Source organism: Flavobacterium saliperosum, from assembly GCF_900100625.1.
Lineage (GTDB): Bacteria > Bacteroidota > Bacteroidia > Flavobacteriales > Flavobacteriaceae > Flavobacterium > Flavobacterium saliperosum.
Genome location: NZ_FMTY01000001.1, coordinates 679,274 through 701,616, shown reverse-complemented (window position 1 = coordinate 701,616; position 22,343 = coordinate 679,274). Strand labels below are relative to the sequence as shown.

Here is a 22,343-nt window from a genome sequence, read left to right as displayed (position 1 = left end):
GGAAAAGGAGTTTAAAATAATTTACTTTACATTTAGAAATTAATACGATAATGATGAGGTTGAAAGCAATGGTTTTTGGAGGGATTTTGTTGCTGGGCTTCGGTATGGAAGCGTCGGCACAGGATACTATTAAGCCGATTTCAAAAAGTAAAAAAGCATCGGTTTCCAAAATCAGTAAAGCGGCCGACGACCTGAAAGAATCCTTTGATGCCAATGACGAATTGGGAATCGCCAAAAACTATGAAAACCTTGCGCAGGGATTCATCGATAAGGAAGACTATGCCAAAGGCGAAGAATACCTGAAAAAAGCCTTAGTAGGATACATTAAATTAAAACGTACTAATGATAGAATCCGGGCAACCAGAAGTTTAGCCAAAGTTCAGGAAGCGCAAAATAAAGTCAGTTCCGCAATCAGAAATTATGAAGCTGCAGGTGCAGCGGCGATGGACAAAAGCGAAGAGCAGGTCAACCAAAATGACGCGAACCGTTTGCGCAGTGTCAACAATCCTGCGGCTCAGGCGGCGTATAACAAATCGAACATTCAGCTGTTGGAGAAAGAAGATAAAAAAGCCGAAGTTGCCGATGCCTATGTGCAAAAAGCCGAAGTAAGTCTGCAACAAAAAAACAAGGAAGTCGCCATCGAGAGCTATGAAAAAGCGATTTCCTATTCGAAAGACAAACCGGAGGAAGTCGTAAAACTGAAAAACGAAATAGCCAAAGTCTATGCGTCCGACAATCAGTTTGATAAAGCCATTGCCATCAACCAAAAATTACTGACGGAAGCACAAGATAAAAACGATTTCGACACGCAAATCAAACAATTGCAGGAACTGGCGACAATTTATTTCAGGAAAAACGAATCTGAAAAAGCGATTTCAGCGCTAAAACAAGCGTATGCTTTGGCCACGGAACAAGGCAGAACCGCTGAGGTTAAAAACAGTCTGACACAATTGTTACAGTATTACAAATCGAACGGGAAAGACAAGGAAAGCATTGCGTTGTACGAACAGTTTTTTCAGAATTTCGATAAGCTGATCAAAAACGACAGTTCGCTGATTGATACGAAAGCCTTTCAAATCACCGAAGAAAAAATCCGTCAATTAGAAAAAGAAAAAGCCCTGAAAGACGAACTGATTTTCAAGAAAAACACCTTCAATTATTTCCTGATGGGCTCGATTGGGTTGCTGTTGCTGTTTTTCGGACTGATTGTCAAAGCGCTGTATTCCATCAAAACGAAGAACAAGGAAATAGCGCTGCAGTCGTTGCGCCGGGAGATGAACCCGCATTTTATTTTCAACAGTCTGAACAGTGTCAACCAATTCATTTCACAGAATAAGGAACTGGAAGCCAATAAATATTTGACGTCGTATTCACACCTGATGCGGAACATGATGGAAAATTCCAATAAGGATTTCATCAGTCTGAGCAGTGAAATTGAGCAACTGAAGAAATATCTGGATTTGGAACACCTGCGTTTTCAGGACAAATTTGATTATGAAATCATCCTCGACGAAAATATCGATGCCGAAACCACTTTCGTACCCAACATGCTCATTCAGCCGCATCTGGAAAATGCGATATGGCACGGCTTGCGTTATCGGGAAACGAAAGGCTTGTTGCAGTTGCGCTTCAGTTTGAAGAATAATAAAATTTCGGTGGTGATTGATGATGACGGCATCGGTTTGACCAAAAGTGCCGAACTCAAAACCCGGAACCAAAAAGTGCATCAGTCACGCGGACTGACCAATACGAAAGAACGCATCAGCCTGCTGAACGAATTGTACAAGTCGCATATCGCTTTTTCCATTACCGAAAAAAACAGCGGAACAACCGGAACCTTAGTAGAAATCACGTTTCCTCTGATAAATAAACTATGATGACCTTACAGAAAATACGCGCCGTAATTGTGGAAGACGAAGTCGCCGCAAGAGAAGTCCTTAAAAACTATCTGGGTAAATATTGCCCGCAGGTGGAAGTCATCGGTGAAGCGCAAAACATAAAAGAAGCCTTGCCTTTATTGCACGAAGTGACGCCGCAACTGGTTTTTCTCGATGTGGAAATGCCGTTCGGAAATGCCTTTGATGTATTGGAAGCCTGTAAAGATTTGCAGTTCGAGACGATTTTCGTAACCGCTTTTTCCGAATATTCGCTGAAAGCCTTAAACCAAAGTGCGGCCTATTATCTGCTGAAACCGATTAGCATTGAGGAATTGATCGTCGCGGTAAACAAAGTACAGCAACATATTTTGAACAACGAACTTTTCAACCGGAATCGAATCATCGTGGAGAATTTCCGGGAAACCAAACCCGAAAAGCAACAGGTGATTTTGCCTACATTGGAAGGTTTTGAAGTGGTGAAAATGGAAGACATCGTGCGTCTGCGTGGTAACGGGAATTTCACCGATTTGTATTTGTCCGACGGCAGCAAGAAAATGGTGTGTCGCTTTCTGAAACACTTTTCGGAGATTTTGCCGTTTCCGTTTTTACGCGTACATAAATCGCACATCATCAATGTGAATTTCGTGAAATCCTATAATAAAGGAGGCTCAATCATGCTGAACGACGGTGCGGAAATTGAAATTTCTCCGACTTACAAAGACGATTTTTTACGGAATTTTAAATAGGAATCGGATAATAATGACACGCAGATAGCACAGATTTTACGGATTGTCACGAATTCATAGAAAGAGCCTTGCGAACATTGCGCCTTCTTTGCGGCCTTTGCGGTTAAACCTAAAAATCAAACTCATCAGCCAAAGTAGAATCCACCGCAATGGAATCCTGAACCACTTTCAGTTTCAGAAACGAACGGGCGTGACCGGAAATGTATATCGGTACCGATTGTCCTACCGTGTCTTCCGAAGTAATCAACGCGCGACGCAGCATCAGGTTTTTAATGTAGTTCTGGTTTTTCTTCGCATACGGTTTTTGGTTGCCTTCGTTGTCAAACTGCCACATGAATTTCTTAGGTTTCGGTACGATGGAAGCGAGGTATAAACATTCGTTTAACGATAAGTCACTCGGTCTTTTCTGAAAATAGAACTGCGCCGCTTCTCCGATACCATAGACATTCGGACCCCATTCAATCACGTTGAAATAAACCTCCAGCATACGCGATTTGGAAGCGATGCGGTTGTTTTCCAAAATGTACACCAAGAGAATTTCTTCCAGCTTCCGCGAAAGCGTTTTTTCTCTGGTTAAGAATACGTTTTTTACCAATTGCATGCTGATCGTACTCGCGCCTCGCGCAAATTTTTTGGTTCGGATGTTTTTTACGATCGACTGTTTGAAAGCTTCGTTGATAAATCCGCGGTGACGGCGAAACGACGGGTCTTCATTGGTTAAAACCGCTTTTTCCAGATACGGGGAAATCTGATCCAAAGGCGTGAAATTCGGATTGGAGGCACCGACAAAAATAGGACGTTGTTCAACTCCTTTATCAATGGCGCGATACGTAAATTCACCGTTGAGTTTCGCCAGATTCGCTGCACCATATTTTATGATGCGCAAATTTTCTTTGTTGAGTTTACTGTCGAAAACCAATTGGTTTGGTTTGTTTTTGTTGTATTCGAAGTCGAGTTTGTAATCGAACGTTCCTTCGGCTTCCATGCCTTCAAAATTGGTAAACAATCCTTGTGGCAACGACGTGATGAAATCCTGTGCTTTCATCTTTTGGATGTCGATTTTCAGTCGGTAAATCGTGTCTTCTTCGGTGTTGTATTGAGCAAACGGACGTACTTTGATATGGTTCAGTTGTGCCGATGAGGTGCTGTCAATCGAGATGAAATCGCTACCCAACAAGAAACGGTAATCGAAACGGGCCTTCTTAATCACCACGTCTTTTCGGGCAATTTTAGGATGGTTGATGGTGAAGTTGTCAATCGAAGTAAAGCCGTCAATGTGCAGTTCACCGCTTTCCATTTCGAGTCGGTCCAATTTCATATGAATGTTATCGAAACTTGATTTGAGTCCGAAACGTTCCTCAATATAAGGCAACTGAATTTTAGAGGTATCGCTGTTGAAGAACTTCAGATCGGCTTTCATTTCCCGTGGATCGGCAAACCCTTTGATGTTCCAGTTTTGCGAAAACGAATTGGTTTTTACGTTGATGGCCGTTTGCAACTGATGGTCTTCCAATTGCAATGTATTCATGTGTAACACCACTTTTCTGCCCATATCGTCCATGCGTAACGACAGGTTTTCGAGTTTCATTTCGGTGGGAACCAAGTTGAGTGCTTTCGACAACAATCGGTAGGCGAGTTTGGCATAATTGCGTTTTTCGTTCGATAGTGCTGTCGTGTCTCTTTTCAGGAAAGCGTCGAAATTACGTCCGTTTTTATTTTTTACCAATTGGATGAAGCCGTTGTTCATTTCCAGATTTTTCAGCTGAATATCTCCTGTTAACAGTTCCAAAAGACTGTAACTTGTTTTTATTTTCTGCACCGACAATAGCGTATCGGCATTTTTGGGAATTAAAACAATGTCGTGCATTTCCACGCCGGAAATTCCAATGAAGTTGGCCTGTTTCACCGAAAAACGACAGTTGTATTCCGTGTCGAATTTAGATTCGGCTTTGGTAAGCACTTTTTGCAATAAGGCATCGCGGAAAAAATACATTCCGCCCAAAGCCAGCAGTAACAGGACTGCGAAGATTTTCAGAAAGAAAAAAAACTTTTGCTTTTTGGTTCGTATTGCCATCGAAAAAAGGGTGTTATTCTGACAGCGAAGCTACTAAATTTTCCACTTCCAATTTCTGTTGGGCGTATTTTTGTTGCAATTCCGAGCCTTCACCCATACGGTTATAGTATTCGATGGCCTTTGAAGCGAAGAATTTCTTGTGATAATCCGAGCATTCGGGAACCAATGGGAAATGATGATGAAACAACATTTCACAATAGGCCTGCCATTCGCGTTCATTTTTATCCGAAACCATTGTTGCTGTAGCTTTCTGAATCACATGCAGCATTTCGTGGGCGATGAGGTTGATGATGAGCGGAAACGGAAATTCGAAAGCGTTTTCCGGAATGCGGATGATTTGCGGTGCGCCGAAAGTCCCTTCGGTAGTCATTAAAATATAACTTGGGTCGGCTTTTTCACGGAATTCGAAACCCAGAAAATTGGGTTGTGCCAGGCCGAATTCTTCAATCACGAACGCTCCGGCCAAAGCGGGTTCGCCCATTTCATGATAACTGTTGATGATTTGAAGGATTTCGGATTGCGATTTCATAAAATAAAGATATTGAAAGTATTTCGAAATCGTACTTGTTAAATAAAAAACGAAAGTCGTATGTAATTGTTGCGCTTTTTTTACTTTTGAAGGATGAAACACTTCCCGAAATCTTTAGCAAACAAGCTGAACCAACGGATTCAAAGCCATTCCCTTCGAAAATTGTCGGAGCAAAATGAGTTGATTGATTTTTCATCCAATGATTATTTGGGTTTTGCGAAAAGCGACCTGATTTTTGATGCGACCCATCGGTTTTTATCGGACAGGAATATAAAAACTAACGGCGCTACCGGTTCGCGACTGCTTTCCGGGAATCATGTTTTGTATGCCGAAACCGAAGCTTTCATTGCGGAATTTCATCAGTCGGAAAGTGCGCTGATTTTTAATTCGGGATACGATGCTAATGTGGGGTTTTTCAGTTCGGTGCCGCAGCGCAGCGATGTGATTCTGTATGACGAATTGAGTCACGCCTCCATTCGCGACGGGATTCAGTTGTCGAATGCGAAATCCTATAAGTTTGAGCATAATGATTTTGAAGCGCTGGAAAAACTGATTGTACGTTTTAAAACCGATACTTCCGAAATTTATGTGGTAACCGAAAGCGTTTTTTCCATGGATGGCGATTGTCCGAATATGGAAGAATTGGTCGCTTTGTGTGAAAAACACCAATGTCTTTTAGTGCTGGACGAGGCCCATGCTTTGGGTGTTTTTGGTAAAAAAGGCGAAGGATTGGTGCAGAGCCTAAGCCTTCAGGATAAGGTTTTTGCCCGGATTATGACGTTTGGAAAAGGCTTGGGTTGTCACGGGGCGGCCATTTTAGGAAGCCAGGAGCTGAAAAACTATCTGGTCAATTTCGCCCGTAGTTTTATTTATACCACGGGCTTGTCTCCGCATTCGGTCGCCACCATTTTAATCGCCTATCAGCAATTGGAACCGGGTGAAATAATTTCGCTTCGCGATACTATCGTGCATTTCAATCAGGATAAAAACATGTTGGGACTGAAACCGTTGTTTGTTGGAAGTAAATCGGCGATTCAGTCGGCCATCATTCCCGGAAACGAAAAAGTGAAAGCCATTGCGCAACAATTGCAGGAAAACGGTTTTGATGTGAAGGCGATTTTATCCCCAACTGTTCCGGGAGGACAGGAGCGCCTTCGTTTTTGCCTACACAGTTATAATTCGAAAGAAGAAATTTCTGAAGTTTTACGCTTATTGAGTACTTTTGTCTTTGGAACACAGAGGACACCGGTTTAGCAGATTTACACAATTTAGTTCATGAGCAATTTTCTACATAAAAGAAGAACCGAAGCCATATTAAAAACATTTTACGAGGTTTACAATACTTTAGGATATGGGTTTCTTGAAAAAGTATATCAGAATAGTATGTATTTTGAACTTTTAAGTCAAGGATTTAAAGTGGAGGCTCAAAAGCAAATTAAAGTATACTACAAGGAAAAAGTAGTGGGTGAATACTTTGCTGATTTGGTGATAGACGATGTAATTATTGTTGAACTTAAAGCTTGTGAATGCTTGATGGATGCTCACAAAGCACAGTTGATTAATTATTTGAAAGCAACTCAAATAGAATTGGGAATGTTGTTGAATTTTGGAGAAACCCCTGAATTTAAAAGATATATTTACACGAATGATAGAAAGAATTTTAATAATCCGTTAAAATCTGTCTGATTGGTGTTGTCTGTGTGCTATTCTTCACGAAATTTGCCGTTAAATTAAAAACATGAAAATCTTCATCACAGGAATAGGAACCGATGTAGGTAAAACCATCGCTTCCGCCATCATCACCGAAGCCCTGCAAGCCGATTACTGGAAACCAATCCAAGCCGGCGATTTGGAAAATTCCGACAGTCATAAAGTGAAACGTTACGTGTCGAATGCGAAGACCAAATTCTTTCCCAATGCATTCGCCTTACAAACACCCGCCAGTCCGCATTTGGCAGCCGAGTTGGACGGCATTACCATCGATTTGAAAACCATCAAAGAGCCGAAAACGAAGAACAATCTTGTGATTGAAGGAGCCGGAGGCGTTTTCGTACCGTTAAATGACACCGATTGCGTAATCGATCTGATCCAACCCGAGTATAAGGTGATTATTGTTTCCCGTCATTATCTGGGCAGTATCAATCATACCTTGTTAACCGTTGAAGCCTTGAAAAACCGAAAGCTGACGATAGCCGGAATTCTTTTTAACGGTGATGATCCCGATAGCTATCGGGATAAAGCTTCGGAAGTAATCATTCTTAAAAAAACGGGACTGAACATGATTGGCCGCATCGACAACGAACCGTATTTCGATCAGAATGTGATTCGCTATTATGCCGATTTATTCAGAGTGAATTTATTGAAATTATTAAGAGAATGAAAATAGAAAATAGAAGCAAGAACCAAGAGACAAGAAAATAGAGAGAGACTGTTTATGCTATTGTTTTCTGAATAGATTTCTTGCATCTTGTCTCTTGCCTCTTCAATATCTGAAAATAAAATGAACTTATCCGAAAGAGACCAACAATACAACTGGCATCCCTATACCCAACACAAAACCGCACAACCTCACATTGCCATTGCGAAAGGGGAAGGCGCTTTGTTATGGGATGAAAACGGCAAAGAATATATCGATGCGATTGCGTCCTGGTGGGTTAATCCCTACGGGCATTCGAACAGGTTTATTGCCGATGCGATTTACAAACAATTAACGACTTTAGAGCACGTTTTGTTCGGCGGTTTCACACACGAACCGGCGGTTCAGGTAGCAGAAAAACTCATTCCGATGCTGCCCGACAATCAGAAGAAACTGTTTTATTCCGATAATGGTTCGACTGCCGTGGAAATTGCCCTGAAAGTGGCGTTACAGTTTTTTTACAACAAAGGCGAACGTCGCACGAAAATCATCGCTTTCGAAAATGCGTTTCATGGCGATACGTTTGCAGCCATGGCTGCGAGCGGGATTTCTTTTTTTACCGAAGCCTTCAAAGGCTCGTTGATTGAAGTGGTTCGGATTCCGGTGCCTACGAATGGCCATGAAAAAGCAAGTTATGCCGCTTTGGAACAGTTGGTAAAAACCGAAGAGTTCGCCTGCTTTATTTTTGAACCTTTGGTTCAGGGTGCTGCCGGAATGGTGATGTATGAAGCCACCGAACTGGATAAACTGATGGCACTTTGCCAAAAACATCAGGTGTTTACGATTGCCGATGAGGTCATGACCGGATTCGGGAAAACCGGAATGAATTTCGCCTGTGGATATCTTACGGAACAACCCGACATGATGTGTTTGTCGAAAGCCTTAACCGGCGGAACCATTCCGATGGCGATTACCTCGTTTACTCAGGAATTGTTTGATGGTTTTTATGATGATGATGTGAACAAAGCGCTGTTTCACGGGCATACGTTTACCGCTAATCCTACGGGTTGTGCCGCTGCGCTGGCCAGCATGCAATTGTTGGAATCCGATGCGATGCAGCAAAACATCCAACGGGTGAACGCGAAACATTTGGTCTTTCAGCAGAAAATACAAAAGCATCCGAGAGTGGCAACGACCCGCGTTTTGGGTGTGATTTTCGCCTTGGAAATCAAAACCGATGGTGCCGAAAGTTATTACGGAAGTTTCCGAAACAAGTTGTATGCTTTCTTTATTGATAAAGGCGTCATCCTGCGACCGATTGGAAATATTGTGTATGTTTTACCGCCGTACAGTATTTCCGATACTCAATTGGAAAAAATTTATCAAATCATAGAAGAAGCATTGACAGAATGCTAACTTTGTAAAAAAATTGATTTTGAAACCCATTGCCATAACCGCCTTAGCGTCTTTTTCATCGTTGGGAAGCCAACCCGAGTCGATTTGGGAAGAATACCTCAAACCCACTTCCTTAATCGCAGAAAGGCAAATTGGGTCTTATCGTGTTCCGGTGGCATCGTTACCGACTTCACTACAGCAAATGGTTGTCGATTTAAAAGCCTCCGATAACAAATACAAATCGCTGGACAGTTCGGTTTTGTATGCGATGTTGGCTTCCCGAAGCGCTATTCGGCAAGCGGGTTGGACGGAAGACGATATTTTCGGAATTAATATTGGGTCGTCTCGCGGGGCTACCGAACTGTTTGAAAATTATCACGAAGAGTTTGTTACTACCGGAAAAACATCCACTTTGGCCTCGCCAACCACCACTATGGGAAATATTTCTTCGTGGGTAGCGCATGATTTGAAAGCAACCGGTCCTGAAATTTCCCATTCCATTACGTGTTCCACCGCGCTTCATGCCTTGTTAAACGGGGTGGCCTGGCTTCGCGCCGGAATGGCCGACAAGTTTCTGATTGGTGGCAGCGAAGCGCCTCTGACGCCTTTTACCATCGCACAAATGCAGGCGTTGAAAATTTATTCCAACGACCAAAGCGCTTTTCCTTGTAAGGCTTTCGACTTGGATAAAGAGAAAAATACCATGGTTTTAGGTGAAGGCGCCGGTGTGATTTGCCTCGAAATGGGCAGGTACGACAAGGCTTTGGCGTATGTGGAAGGCATCGGTTATGCGACGGATATTCTGGAGCATGGGATTTCCATTTCCACGGAGGCCGACTGTTTTAAAAAGTCGATGAAAATGGCTATTGGGGAAATTCCGTTAACGGAAATTGATGCGATTGTAATGCATGCGCCGGGAACCATTAAAGGGGATTTGTCGGAATATAAGGCGATTCAAAACGTATTTGGTGATAACCTGCCGATGTTGACGACAAATAAATGGAAAATCGGGCATACCTTTGGTTCTTCTGGAATTTTAAGTCTGGAAATGGCGGTTTTAATGCTGCAACGCCAACAGTTTATTGCGGTTCCTTTTGCGAAGTCGCAAGCGCAACGCAAAACGATTCGTAGGGTTCTGGTCAATGCGGTTGGATTTGGCGGCAATGCAGTGAGTGTGTTGGTTGGTTTGCCGTAATCGTATACTATAACACTACCTTTAAGTGTTTACTTTTTCTCTTTTACGTGTGTCTTTTTTATAAATTCTTTTTTTTGACACAGAAAGTGTTTCAATTTTTCAAAAAAAATTTATTTGAAACAAAAAACGTTTCAAATAAATTAATTTTAAATTTTTGAAACAGAAAGCTTGTTTTGAAATGTTAGCCTGAGCCTGTCGAAGACTTCGTGTATTTTGAAGTACACTTCGATAAGCTCACTGTTCTAGCTCATTCAGTTTTTCAAAAATCAGATGGCTTTCAAAACCTTTGCGGAGTAAATAATCGCAAAATTTTCTTTTCTTTTTCTGGGGGTTTTTCTCGGTAATAGATTCCCATTGTCTCTCGGCAAGTTCGTGAAAGGTGTTCAGGTAGTCTTCCGGCGTGATTTCTTTCAGCGCCTTTTCGATATTGTATTTGGAGATGTTGCGAAATTTCAGTTCGTTAACAATGCGAATTTTACCCCACTTTTTGATGTTATGCTTTCCTCTGGCAAAACTTTGGGCAAAACGTTCCTCGTTCAGAAAATTATTTTCGATAAGGTGTACCACAATAGTGTCAATAACCTGCGGAATCATGTTCATGCCGCGCAATTTTTCCACCACCTCATAATGACATCGCTCCTGATAACTGCAGTAATACTCCAGTTTTCGCTTGGCTTCCTCTACCGTAAAGGGTTTTAGTGAATTGGTGTTCATAAATTGCTCATAAGTTAACATTAAATTAATCGTAAGTACTTGAAATTCTGTTAAATTTACTTAACTTTGTTGCCCGCTTTTTACGAATCGGATTGCAAACAGCGGACTAAATATAGGAAATTATTTAAAATTTTACCTCAAATCGTATGAAATTTAAATTACTATTATTATCCTTTTTATTGTCCGCGACCTTTGGGTGGGGGCAGGTGAGTATTACTGGCTTAGGGGTTGGAAATGCCTATAATCAAAATTTTAATACAGCTACCCCTATATTGCCTGCTGGCTGGGCTTTTAGTGAGTCAGGTACTGGTGCAAATGCAACTTTTGTTTCAGGCGCTGGTGCGTCAGCAACAGGGAACACATATTTTTTTGGAGTAGCGAATGAGTGGAATTTCGGCGGATTGCGTTCTGGTAGTTTGATACCAACTGTTGGTGTCGCATTTACCAATAATACAGGTTCTACTGTTACCGAAATGGTTATTGCTTACACAGGTGAAACATGGCGTGTAGGAACTGCTTCGAGACCGGATCGTTTGGATTTCCAATATTCAACTGATGCGACATCATTAACAACAGGTACATGGACTGACTTTAATGCTCTGGATTATGGTAATCCTGGTCAGATCGCTGGTAGTGGAAGCATGCAGCATTCTTCTGCGATTTCATCAACAATTACAGGTTTAAGTATTGCAAATGGAGCGACTGTTTGGATTAGATGGAATGATTTAGATGCAACAAACTCAGATGATGGAATGGGAATTGATGATTTTTCAATTTATTGTAATGGATCTTCGTGTACGGCAAACACTCCGGTAGGGGTTATTTCGGAAGTAGCATCAGCTTGCGGAAGTACGAATCTGAATTTTTCTGGAGTAGCAACTCTTCCGGAGATTTATTATTGGCAGAATTCTTCTACTGGAACTTTAATGACAAATGACGCCGCAGCTAATTTATCGGTTAGTACTTCTGGTAACTATTATGTAAGAACTTATAATGGTACATGTTGGTCGGCTAGTGCCGTTGGACCTTATGTGGTTACGGTTGTTAATCCTGTTAGTGTTGTTGTACAACCTGCAGACCAATCTGCAACAGTTGGAAATACAGTAACTTTTAGTGTTACGGCTTCGAATGCTACAGCATACCAATGGCAGGTTTCTACTAATGGAGGCACTTCTTGGACTAATATTGGCGGGGACTCTAATTCTTATACAACACCTGCGGCAACATTAGCAATGAATGGATATCAATATCAGGTAATTATTTCGGGGACAGTTCCCTGTAGTGCAATTACTTCTTCCAGTGCTGTTTTAACGGTTTCAACCGGTCCGTGTTTGGGTGAAAGTTTTGCCGTTAACGCTTTACCGGCAGGATGGAATCAAACCAGTGTTACTTTTGCGTCTAACAGGGCGGAATTTAGTGCTAATAATGGTCAATTAACTACCATTGCTGTTAGCAATCCTCAAAGCCTGACGTTTAATCTAGATAGAACTGCTAGTACTGTTTCAAAAATTATGTATGTTGAAGTTTCAACTACAAGTCAAGTAGCGGGTTTCACCACAGTAGCCACATACGATCATAGTAATACAATTGAAAGTGGTGTGACAAATTGCACCGTTGATTTGTCGGGTTATACATGGAGTAATACCGTATATGTAAGATTCAGAAAAAGCTCATCCAGCTCTGTAGCTCGATGGGGCGTGGATGATATCATGGTTTATTGTGGTGCCCCAGGTGTGGTAGAAATAGCCGTTTCCGGAAATGGAAATGTGATTACAGATGGTGATGCCTCGCCTACCTTAACTGATAATACTGATTTCGGAAATACTTTAGTTGGAAATATAGTTTCGAAAATTTTTACCATTGAAAATAGTGGTCTAGACCCGTTAGCCTTAACTGGAGCAAATCCTTATGTTACAATTTCGGGAGCTAACGCCGCAGATTTTAGTGTATCGGTTATACCAAGCACGCCAATTGCAGCTTCAGGAACAACCGCGTTTGAAATTACTTTTCAACCTTCGGCTTTAGGCATAAGAACCGCAGCACTTTCAATTGCTAATAATGATGCTGACGAAAGTCCGTATAATTTCTCAATTCAAGGTACCGGTGTTACTTGTACACCTACCACAACCATTTCTTCAATTACACCTGCTTCGGGTCCGGTGGGCACTTTGGTAACCATCAACGGAACCGGATTTACAACCGCATCCATTGTTAAATTTGGCGCTCTTAATGCAGTTTTCACGGTAATTTCAAATACGGTAATTCAAGCCACTGTTCCAAGTAATGCTACGTCTTCTAATATTACGATTGTTGATGCAGGAACTTGTGAGGAAAGTTTCTCCTCTTTTACCGTAATAACCGATGATAAAACCACATGCGCCCCTTCTGCTGTTGGGATTTCAGAACTGTTTATTTCTGAGGTTACGGATGCTTCTTCAGGGTCGTTATCTTATATTGAGGTTTTCAATGCTACGGCGACTACTATCGATATGACGGATTATGCTATTGAAATTGTGAATAACGGTACGTCTTCTGTAGTAATACCGTTAACAGGTACTTTAGCTTCCGGAGATTCCTTCACATTGGCAACTTCTGTAGGTACAGGATGTGCGGTGCCGGGTGGTGATGCTAGTTTGGCTGATCAGACACAGGTACACAGTGGTATCAATAATAATGATTGTATTCACTTAAGTAAATTAGGTGTAAATATTGATACATGGGGAGAATGCGATGGAACTACCTGGATCAATGCTTTAGGTTTGGGTTCTGCCGGGTATGATTTTAGAAGAAAAGAAACAGCAACACCACTACCAACCACCACCTTTAATGCGGCAGATTGGAATATAGTTGATTTTAATGCGTGTAGTGACGATTATTCGGCAATCGATTCTTATGCGGGAATCCGAAACCCTCCTTTAACGACTTCTCCGGCGGTCACATTAAATTGCGGATTGAATTCCGCCGAAATCACCGTTACGGGTACGGAAGCGGTTTTGGGCGGAGCAAGCCTAACATACCAGTGGTTTGTTGCGGTTCCGGGCAATATCGGATGGACGGCCTTAACAAATGCAGGAATTTATTCCGGCGTTACCACCAATGTTCTTTCCATATCGAATCTTTCCGGTCTGAACGGTTATCAGTACTATTGTCAGGTAATGGAAGATACAGCTACTTGTTATGTGGCTTCCAATGCGACGGTATTAATGCTTGGCGGAACATCCACCACATGGAACGGAACAGCTTGGGATAACGGAGCGCCAACCATCACTACCGCAGCGGTAATCAACGGAACATATGTAACCGCAACAAACGGTAATTTCAGTTGTTGTAGTTTAACAGTAAACGCCACAAGAACTTTAACTATTTCTTCAAACGGTTACGTAGAAGTACAGAACAACGTTAACAACAGCGGTTCGATTGTCATTCAAAATGACGGGCAGCTAATTCAAATTAACGAAACAGATACCAATTCGGGAACCTATACAGGAACCGCTTTCCAGGTTAACCGAACAGTAGATAATCTTCGAAGTCTGGATTATGTATATTGGAGTGCTCCGGTACAAAATTATGACATCGCCGGTATTAATGGAAGTTTAAGATATTATTGGAATACCACAGCGGCGAACCCTAACGGTACTCAGGGGTATTGGTTGGCGGCTTCAGGTGCCATGGCAAAAGGCCAAGGGTATATTGTTAGAGGACCCTCTTCGTTCACGACTCCGCAAACCCTTAATGTGAATTTTACCGGTAAACCGTTCAACGGACAATTTACCTATCCTATTACCAGAGGAACCGATGTAGGGTCGATGAATGATAACTTAATTTTGATAGGTAACCCTTACCCAAGTGCTATCGATGCGGATCTGTTTTTAGCTACGAATCCTAATATAGAAGGAGCAGTTCACATCTGGACACACGGGACATTGCCAAGTACTGCGATAACAAGCCCGTTCTATCAGAATTTTTCGGCGAATTATACGATGAATGATTACATCGTTTATAACGGAACCGCCACCACAATTCCACAGGCTTTCGATGGAAAAATTGCTTCCGGTCAAGGGTTCTTCATCAAGATGAATGAAGCGGGTGCGGTTAATCAGACCATCACGTTCACCAATGCCATGCGCGGCAGTTCCGCAACGGCAGTTTTAGACAACAGTCAGTTCTTCAGAGACGCGAACGGAAATGAGGTTACTGAGAAGAACAGAATCTGGTTGGATTTGATTAATGCCTCCAATAAGATAAGCACAACAGTGGTTGGGTATGTGTCCGGCGCCACTATGGAAAAAGATAATCGTTATGATGCTTACGCCAAATTAAATTCGGGATTGAGTTTCTATTCCAAAATAGGAAATGAAGCCATTCATATTCAAGGAAGAGCATTGCCTTTTAATGCAGAAGATAAGGTGGCGATGGGTATGGAAATCCCTACTTCAGGCAGCCATAAGATTGCTATCCGACACGTAGATGGTTTGTTCTCCGGAAATCAGACTATTTATCTGGAAGACAAGAAACTGAACATCATTCATGATTTAAAAGCCAATCCGTATGCGTTTACAGTGGATAACTCAGGTTTTGAAAATGACCGTTTCGTTTTGCGTTTTACCAACAGTACTTTGGGTAATGATGATTTTGATGCTACTGCAAATTCGGTGGTGATTTATACAAACGAGAGTATTCAGGTGTCTTCTTCTTTGGAGCGAATCAAAGAGGTAACGGTGTACGATGTTTTAGGACGTACCATTGCCATGAAGAAGAACGTGAACGGTAACACTGCGGAACTGATAAATGTGAGACCAACACAAAGTGCCTTAATTGTTAAGGTGACTTTGGAAAACAATCAGGTGGTAACCAAAAAAGTGATTTACTAAGAAAGAAACTTTTCTATATCAGAGCGCCCGGTTTTAAAAGCCGGGCGCTCTTTTTTTTGAGCGTTTTTAAAATAAAAGTGGTTTTCGTTGTGATTTGTTGATAAAATTAATAGTATTGCACCGACTTAACTAACCAATTACTAAAAAAATGAAAAAAATCCTACTAATTGCGCTATTGCAATTATTAGCGGTTTCTCTATGGTCTCAAGAGAAATCACTTTGGAAAGAAACCCAAACTTCTACGGATAAATTACAAGGGACCATTCTAAAAACTTCATTTCCTTCAGAATACAAGGCTTATGTTTTAAACGAAACGATTTTAAAGGAAAAATTGCGAAGTGCTCCACAGCGTTTTGCCATTTCGGACAGTGCTCCGGTGGTAATTTCATTTCCGGATGCTCAGGGGAATCATGAAAACTTCACGGTGTACGAAGCTTCTGTTATGGAGCCAGGTCTTCAGGAACAGTTTCCTAACATCCGCTCTTATGCAGGGGTGTCGGTAACGAATCCTACCACCATAATCCGTTTCAGTATGTCGGATGAAAAAGGACTTAGCGCCATCATTCGCTCAGCCGATAAAGGAACCATGATTATTGATCCGTTAACGGCTAATCATGAAACGTATGTGGTTTTTAACCGAAAAGACAACAAAAAAACGGGATTGCCCTTTACTTGTTCAACGGAAGAAGCTAATCTCACAGCCGATTTCAATAACCGGGGCGTACTAAACAATGCCGATGACAGCCAATTGCGTCGTTTCCGTTTAGCCATGTCCTGTACCGGAGAATATACGACTTTTCATGGTGGTACCGTTGCAGGCGCAATGGCGGCTATCAATGCGACAATGACCCGTGTTAACGGTGTTTTCGAAAATGATTTCAATGTTACCATGGTGCTTATTGCCACAAACGCTAACGTAGTGTATACCAATGCGGCTACAGATCCTTATTCTGCAGCAGCGCAGATGGCCAATTGGAACAACGAATTGCAAACCACCTTGACCAATGTGATTGGGGAGGCGAATTACGATGTAGGTCACCTGTTTGGGGCTACCGGAGGCGGTGGAAATGCAGGTTGTATCGGATGTGTCTGTGTTAACGGACAAAAAGGAAGTGGCTACACTTCTCCGGCAGACGGGATTCCGCAAGGGGATTTTTTCGATATTGATTACGTAGCACACGAATTAGGCCATCAGTTTGGCGCCAATCATACTTTTACACATTCTACCCAGGTAGCTGTGGCACAATTAGAACCGGGAAGCGGAAGTACCATTATGGGCTATGCCGGAATCACCGGGGCCACTGATGTGCAGGCGCACAGTGATGCCTATTTTCACGCTATAAGTGTACAACAGGTTACCAATAATATAAAAGGAAAGGCGTGTCCTGTTGTTATTCCAACCGGAAATAATGTGCCAACTGCCAATGCGGGTGCCGACAAATTATTGCCCATCGGAACCGCTTTTAAATTAACAGGGGTTGGTACGGACGCGGACGGTTTGGCATCGCTCACATATTGCTGGGAACAAATGGATGTCGGTACTGCCGCATCAACCTATCCGAATACGACAAAAACAGCCGGACCGAACTTCCGTTCTTTTACTCCAACTAACAGTGCCATGCGTCGATTTCCAAATCTGGCGGGTCATGTGGCTAATGGGGTGAACGGAAATATGTGGGAGATTGTTCCCGGGGTAGACAGGGTACTGAATTTTAGATTCACAGTAAGAGACAATCGCCCGGGCGGCGCTTGTAACGAAAGTGACAACATGACGGTTACTTTTGATAATGCCTATGGTCCGTTCGCAGTCACGTCACAAAATACGGCAGGAATCAGTTGGGCACAAGGAAGTACGCAAACTGTTACATGGTCCGTTAACAATACGACCGCTTTGGCAGGTTCGGCAAATGTGAATATTTTGCTTTCCACAGACGGAGGACAAACGTTCCCGATTACCCTAATCGCAAACGTTCCTAATGACGGTTCCCAAACCATTACGGTTCCGGGAATTGCAGCTCCATATTGCCGTTTGTTGATTGAACCTACCGGTAATGATTACTATGCGATTAACACGGTGGATTTTGCTATCGGTTATACGGTTGCTACAGTTTGTACGACTTACACGGCTACTCCAAACGCTGCGATAGTGGAACAAAATCCGTTGGCGTACCAGACATTTACAATCAATGTGCCTGATAATGTTGTTATTTCCGATGTGAATGTATCGACTAACATTGCGCATAGGGCGAACCAATTGTATGTTGGTGTAAATCATCCTGACCTGACTTTTGTACAATTGTACCGAAGTGACGATTACGCTTGCGGTAACGGGGAAGCCAGTTTGATTACCACTTTTGATGATGCCGGAGCAGCCTTTGCCTGTGCAGGGGCCGGACTTGGTAATAGTTACAGACCAATAGGAAGTTTGGCTTCTTTGAACGGTAAAAGTTCAGCCGGGACCTGGAGGTTCAGAGTGGCGGATGTTGAAGCCATAGGAGGGCCTGCGAATTCAGGGACACTAAACAGTTTTTCCATAGAAATATGTCAAAAGGTGATAACCGAAATCCCTGTGGTTTGTGGAGTGATTTCTTCATCCTGGAATGGAAGCGCATGGTCAAACGGAGTGCCGACAAAGAATACCGCTGTAACGATAGCCGGAAATTATAACACCTCAATTAACGGTAGTTTTTCTTGCTGCAGCTTAATTGTTAATGGTGGAAACACGCTAACAGTGGGTGCTAACAATTATGTGGAAGTAACCAGTGATCTGACGGTTAATGCAACGGGAACGCTGAATGTCCTTAATGAAGGATCGTTGGTGATGGTTAATAATGCGGGCATAGTTACCAATAACGGAACAATGACGGTAAACAAAACTTCGGCGGCTTTTGATCGTCTGGATTATACCTTCTGGTCTTCACCGGTTGCCAATACCACTATTGGGAATGTGTTGTCGGGATGGAATCAAAATGCCATTTACAAATTAAACGCAGCCAATTTCCGTGACGATAATAACGATTCTCACGATGATAACGGTGATGCTTGGGTGTTCACACCACAAACAGAAACCATGTCGCCGGGAAGAGGATACGCTGCTATGGCTAACTTATCCGGGGTTTTCCCGAGACAGGCAAGCGTTGCCTTTAACGGACCGGTTAATAACGGAATCATTTCGGTACCGGTGAGTTTGAGCTTGGACAATGCTAAAAATAACGACGATTTCAATTTGATCGGAAATCCGTATCCTTCAGCAATTGACGCGGATGATTTTATCAATGCGAATGCAGGAGTGATTTCTGGAACACTGTATTTTTGGACGCATGTGGGTAATTTTAACGGAACGGCCTACAGTTCGAATGACTTTGCTTATTATAACCTTTCGGGCGGAACAGCTACGTCGGCAACCGGAACCGGAAACACGACGCAGCCAACAGGTGTGATTGCTTCGGGACAGGGCTTTCAGGTGGATGCCTCCGTTAATGGAAATGTGGTTTTCAATAACAGCATGCGTAACATTACCTATGCGAATACGAATTTTTATCGTAATGGGTCTGTGGCTCCGGTTACCAGAGACAGAATCTGGCTTACTTTATCCAATGAGGAAGGGGTGTTCAGTCAACTGTTAACCGGTTTCTTTCCCGAAGCGACTTCCGGAGTGGATTTTGGTTATGATGGAGCGTATGCAAAAACAAATACGCCGGCTACCTTCTATTCCTTAATCGGAACAGACAAATATAAAATTCAGGGTAGAGGAGCGTTTGATATCAACGATACGGTAGTGTTAGGGTTTCAGTCGAATTTTGAAAAAACCTATACCATTTCAATTGCTGCAGTGGAAGGAATCCTGAATCGTGAGAATGTTTATCTGGTAGACCGTCAATTGAATGTGGTTCACGATTTAAAGGCGACCGATTATGTGTTCTCCACTCCGGCGGGTGAATTCAACGACCGTTTCGAATTGCGTTTCACCAATACAACTTTAGCCAATGATACCTTTGAAGCGGTGGCCAATTCGGTAGTGATTCACACCAACGGAAGTATCAATGTGGCATCGTCTTTAGTGAAAATTAAAGCGGTTGTGGTGTATGATGTTCTAGGGCGACAAATTGCAGAAGAGAAAAACGTGAACGGTAATACAGCGAAACTCACTCATGTAAGACCGACACAAAGCGCTTTAATCGTTAAGGTAACTTTGGAAAACAATCAGGTGGTTACTAAAAAAGTGATGTACTAAATCAGAAGTAGATTAATACAGAAAATCCCGATTCATATCGGGATTTTTTTATGTGATAATGTTCAGGTTTTTGTGCGTTCTCACAATAGCCTGCTCGTTTTTGTAATCTATCCATTGCTGACCTTTCCATTTGCGCATCAGTTCATCAAAATGACGCATGACCACAATGTTGTATACGGCATAGTAAAAACTGCTCAGTTTTCGGGGATAGGCGCGCAGACTCATCGAAAAACCAGGTGTTAGGTATTTCATATAATGCCAGTAGCCTTCCGGCATATAGAGCATTTCACCATGATTCAGATTGCAGATTAACCCTTTGGCTTGTTTTAATGCCGGCCATTTTTCAAAATCGGGGTTGTCGTAATCAATGTCTTCCCTTGAAATCAAAGCATGAGGGACTTTGTATAAATAAGGGGTTTGGTCCGGAGCGAAAAGAATGCATTGTTTTTTTCCGTGAAAGTGAAAATGCAATATGTTGGAATAATCAATGTCATAATGGATAAACACCTTGGAATTTTCACCACCAAAGAACAACATTGGCAATTGTTTTATCAGTTTCAGGCCAATATCAGGCCATAGGAAGTCGTTTTGCAGTTGCGGCACCTGTTTCATCAGGTTGTAAAGAAAGATGCGGTAATTGGTGGGTTTTGACTGTAACAGGTCGATGTAATCGCTCATTTTCATCTCGGCATGCGCTTCGTTAAAACCATCTTCATGTGAAACGGGACGGTCGTCATACAGCGGCACTGTTTTTTCACCCGCAATGGACTTGATGTAATTCAGGTTCCACTTCTCATACGCCGGCCAATCGGTAGTCAGCTGCTCAATTACCAGTGGCTTTTGTTTTTTTACGTAATGGTGGTAAAAATCTTCTTTTGAAATGGTTTTTACGCGCTCAATTTCGGTTAAATGTAACTTCATATTCGGCGATTAAAATGAATTGCAAAAAAAATGCTCTTAGCGGGGCGGCTAAGAGCAAAGTTAAGAAAAATCTTTATAATATAAGATAAAGTATTCTATATCAATTAAGTGAGATGTGATTTTATTTTCCTTTAGCCTGCGCCTCAAGGTTTCTTTCAATTTTATGCTCCGGTCGGGACCATTTTGGTTTTTCGCCCAAGGCCTGGAATTTGGAGTCTTCCGCTTCCACAGTTTCCGGTTGCATTAATTTGATGAACGGTTTTTGCGGTTGTAATCCCAACATTTCAAACATTTTCATGTCTTCGTTTACATCCGGATTTGGTGTTGTTAATAATTTGTCACCTGCAAAAATTGAATTCGCTCCTGCAAAGAAACACATCGCCTGACCTTCTCTTGACATTTGTGTTCTTCCGGCAGAAAGTCTCACCTGTGTTTCCGGCATTACGATACGCGTAGTGGCTACCATACGGATCATTTCCCAGATTTCCACCGGCAATTCGTCTTCCATCGGCGTGCCTTCTACCGCAACTAACGCATTAATCGGCACCGATTCCGGCTGTGGGTTCAATGTCGATAAGGCCACCAACATGCCTGCACGGTCTTCAATGCTTTCTCCCATACCGATGATTCCGCCACTGCAAACGGTAACATTCGTTTTACGAACGTTCTCAATGGTTTGCAAACGGTCTTCAAATCCTCGGGTGGAAATCACTTCTTTATAATAATCTTCAGAGGTGTCTAAATTGTGGTTGTAGGCATACAATCCGGCTTCTGCCAAACGGTGCGCCTGGTTTTCGGTTAACATTCCCAAAGTACAGCATACTTCCATGTCTAGTTTGTTGATGGTACGTACCATTTCCAAAACCTGATCGAACTCGGGTCCGTCTTTTACGTTTCTCCAGGCTGCTCCCATACATACGCGGGAAGAACCTCCGGATTTGGCGCGTAACGCCTGTGCTTTTACCTGTGCAACCGACATTAAATCGTTACCTTCTACTTTAGTGTGGTAACGGGCTGCTTGCGGACAGTATCCGCAATCTTCCGGGCAACCGCCTGTTTTAATCGACAGTAACGTGGAAACCTGAACCACATTAGGGTCGTGATTTACACGGTGAATGGAGGCCGCTTCGAAAAGCAAATCCATCAATGGCTTGTTATATATCGCAATGATTTCTTCTTTCGTCCAGTTGTGTTTCGTTGTTGTACTCATACTACATTATTTGAATGGTTCAAAAATAGGTAATTAGATACGAAGTAAAAAATTTTGTTAGGAGTGTTTTTAAACGTCTTTTACCACGTTGACCGACGTGGTAAATTGAGAAAATAACTGTGTTTTTTAAGAGAACAACTTAAAATTATAAATAGTCGTTATCAATCTATTAAGAAAATAAGTATATGCATTAAGAAAATAACTTAATTTTTTAAGTTATT

14 protein-coding genes are annotated in these 22,343 nt (G+C 42.3%); 9 read left to right on the top strand and 5 right to left on the bottom strand.

The genetic code is table 11. The annotated features are described in order from the left end of the window. Positions 1 to 50: 50 nt before the first annotated feature. Together BLQ05_RS03320 and BLQ05_RS03315 are read left to right on the top strand one after the other, a co-directional pair. Entirely contained in the window at positions 51 to 1,877 is a 1,827-nt protein-coding gene (locus tag BLQ05_RS03320) for a tetratricopeptide repeat-containing sensor histidine kinase (RefSeq protein ID WP_023575709.1), read from the top strand. Continuing rightward, on the top strand, positions 1,874 to 2,623 hold the full coding sequence (locus tag BLQ05_RS03315) for a LytR/AlgR family response regulator transcription factor (RefSeq protein WP_035653997.1): 750 nt from the start codon (positions 1,874 to 1,876) through the stop codon (positions 2,621 to 2,623). Before BLQ05_RS03320 ends, BLQ05_RS03315 begins: the two co-directional genes overlap by 4 nt. Positions 2,624 to 2,732: 109 nt before the next feature. Here the strand turns inward: BLQ05_RS03315 and BLQ05_RS03310 are convergent, their stop codons facing one another. Both BLQ05_RS03310 and BLQ05_RS03305 read right to left on the bottom strand, forming a co-directional pair. Beyond that, on the bottom strand, positions 2,733 to 4,691 hold the full coding sequence (locus BLQ05_RS03310) for a transglycosylase domain-containing protein (protein ID WP_035654101.1): 1,959 nt from the start codon (positions 4,689 to 4,691) through the stop codon (positions 2,733 to 2,735). 19 nt (positions 4,692 to 4,710) lie between these two features. Further along, positions 4,711 to 5,226 carry a hypothetical protein gene (locus tag BLQ05_RS03305; protein WP_035653996.1) on the bottom strand — a complete coding sequence of 172 codons (516 nt, stop codon included), beginning with the start codon at positions 5,224 to 5,226 and terminating at the stop codon, positions 4,711 to 4,713. Between the two features lie 93 nt (positions 5,227 to 5,319). On the opposite strand from BLQ05_RS03305, the gene BLQ05_RS03300 reads away from it, so the two are divergent. From BLQ05_RS03300 to BLQ05_RS03280, 5 genes are all read left to right on the top strand, one after another. Continuing rightward, entirely contained in the window at positions 5,320 to 6,480 is a 1,161-nt protein-coding gene (locus BLQ05_RS03300; protein WP_023575706.1) for an aminotransferase class I/II-fold pyridoxal phosphate-dependent enzyme, read from the top strand. A 21-nt stretch (positions 6,481 to 6,501) separates the two neighbouring features. Beyond that, positions 6,502 to 6,912: a GxxExxY protein gene (locus tag BLQ05_RS03295; protein WP_023575704.1), complete on the top strand. Its 411-nt coding sequence runs from the start codon at positions 6,502 to 6,504 to the stop codon at positions 6,910 to 6,912. Between the two features lie 52 nt (positions 6,913 to 6,964). Further along, a complete protein-coding gene (bioD, locus tag BLQ05_RS03290; RefSeq protein ID WP_023575703.1) occupies positions 6,965 to 7,606 on the top strand; it encodes a dethiobiotin synthase in 642 nt (213 codons plus the stop codon). 120 nt (positions 7,607 to 7,726) lie between these two features. Beyond that, positions 7,727 to 8,998, top strand: a complete 1,272-nt coding sequence (gene bioA, locus BLQ05_RS03285) for an adenosylmethionine--8-amino-7-oxononanoate transaminase (RefSeq protein WP_023575702.1) — start codon at positions 7,727 to 7,729, stop codon at positions 8,996 to 8,998. A gap of 16 nt (positions 8,999 to 9,014) precedes the next feature. Then, positions 9,015 to 10,172 carry a beta-ketoacyl synthase N-terminal-like domain-containing protein gene (locus BLQ05_RS03280; protein WP_035654099.1) on the top strand — a complete coding sequence of 386 codons (1,158 nt, stop codon included), beginning with the start codon at positions 9,015 to 9,017 and terminating at the stop codon, positions 10,170 to 10,172. A 234-nt stretch (positions 10,173 to 10,406) separates the two neighbouring features. Here BLQ05_RS03280 and BLQ05_RS03275 read toward each other — a convergent pair whose 3' ends face one another. Continuing rightward, positions 10,407 to 10,886, bottom strand: a complete 480-nt coding sequence (locus BLQ05_RS03275) for a regulatory protein RecX (protein WP_035654097.1) — start codon at positions 10,884 to 10,886, stop codon at positions 10,407 to 10,409. Between the two features lie 146 nt (positions 10,887 to 11,032). Here BLQ05_RS03275 and BLQ05_RS03270 point away from each other — a divergent pair, with 146 nt between their 5' ends. Further along, entirely contained in the window at positions 11,033 to 15,757 is a 4,725-nt protein-coding gene (locus BLQ05_RS03270) for a choice-of-anchor D domain-containing protein (RefSeq protein WP_023575699.1), read from the top strand. A gap of 148 nt (positions 15,758 to 15,905) precedes the next feature. Further along, a complete protein-coding gene (locus tag BLQ05_RS03265; protein ID WP_023575698.1) occupies positions 15,906 to 19,991 on the top strand; it encodes a reprolysin-like metallopeptidase in 4,086 nt (1,361 codons plus the stop codon). A 48-nt stretch (positions 19,992 to 20,039) separates the two neighbouring features. On the opposite strand, the gene BLQ05_RS03260 is transcribed toward BLQ05_RS03265, so the two are convergent. Next, positions 20,040 to 20,912 carry a cupin-like domain-containing protein gene (locus BLQ05_RS03260; RefSeq protein WP_023575697.1) on the bottom strand — a complete coding sequence of 291 codons (873 nt, stop codon included), beginning with the start codon at positions 20,910 to 20,912 and terminating at the stop codon, positions 20,040 to 20,042. Positions 20,913 to 21,033: 121 nt separating this feature from the next. Continuing rightward, a complete protein-coding gene (bioB, locus tag BLQ05_RS03255) occupies positions 21,034 to 22,122 on the bottom strand; it encodes a biotin synthase BioB (RefSeq protein WP_023575696.1) in 1,089 nt (362 codons plus the stop codon). Positions 22,123 to 22,343: the final 221 nt, after the last annotated feature.

Coding starts and splice junctions, on each gene's coding strand:
- bioB (WP_023575696.1), bottom strand. CDS start 22,122: ATGAGTACAACAACGAAACACAACTGGACGAAAGAAGAAATCATTGCG.
- bioD (WP_023575703.1), top strand. CDS start 6,965: ATGAAAATCTTCATCACAGGAATAGGAACCGATGTAGGTAAAACCATC.
- BLQ05_RS03260 (WP_023575697.1), bottom strand. CDS start 20,912: ATGAAGTTACATTTAACCGAAATTGAGCGCGTAAAAACCATTTCAAAA.
- BLQ05_RS03305 (WP_035653996.1), bottom strand. CDS start 5,226: ATGAAATCGCAATCCGAAATCCTTCAAATCATCAACAGTTATCATGAA.
- BLQ05_RS03270 (WP_023575699.1), top strand. CDS start 11,033: ATGAAATTTAAATTACTATTATTATCCTTTTTATTGTCCGCGACCTTT.
- BLQ05_RS03265 (WP_023575698.1), top strand. CDS start 15,906: ATGAAAAAAATCCTACTAATTGCGCTATTGCAATTATTAGCGGTTTCT.
- bioA (WP_023575702.1), top strand. CDS start 7,727: ATGAACTTATCCGAAAGAGACCAACAATACAACTGGCATCCCTATACC.
- BLQ05_RS03300 (WP_023575706.1), top strand. CDS start 5,320: ATGAAACACTTCCCGAAATCTTTAGCAAACAAGCTGAACCAACGGATT.
- BLQ05_RS03275 (WP_035654097.1), bottom strand. CDS start 10,886: ATGAACACCAATTCACTAAAACCCTTTACGGTAGAGGAAGCCAAGCGA.
- BLQ05_RS03295 (WP_023575704.1), top strand. CDS start 6,502: ATGAGCAATTTTCTACATAAAAGAAGAACCGAAGCCATATTAAAAACA.
- BLQ05_RS03315 (WP_035653997.1), top strand. CDS start 1,874: ATGATGACCTTACAGAAAATACGCGCCGTAATTGTGGAAGACGAAGTC.
- BLQ05_RS03320 (WP_023575709.1), top strand. CDS start 51: ATGATGAGGTTGAAAGCAATGGTTTTTGGAGGGATTTTGTTGCTGGGC.